General features: G+C 52.8%; 1 pseudogene. It reads right to left on the bottom strand.

The window, feature by feature from the left end:
• Nucleotides 1–248: pseudogene (locus ACRHNM_RS17635) on the bottom strand (nicotinic acid mononucleotide adenyltransferase); the annotation flags it as partial.

Below are 248 nucleotides of genomic sequence, written 5' to 3' on the forward strand. Positions count from 1 at the left end.
TTTGCGCAGGTCTGTGCCCGCATCCTTGAGGAATTGCCGGTAGCCCCGGCCCGAGAACTCGTACAACGTCCCGCTGTCCGGGTGGTAGAGTTCAATCGTTCCGTCATCAATAACGTATAATTCAAAATAGTCATTGCCCATAAATTCATAATCCAGTGTTAAAGTTTTCAGGCTGGGGTCGCCGGGCACATTGTACACGGTATACCGTCCCTGGTAATCCCATACTAGCGCCTGGATGGGCGTGCCCG

Source organism: Psychroserpens mesophilus (assembly GCF_050617655.1).
Taxonomy (GTDB): Bacteria; Bacteroidota; Bacteroidia; order Flavobacteriales; family Flavobacteriaceae; genus Psychroserpens; species Psychroserpens mesophilus_A.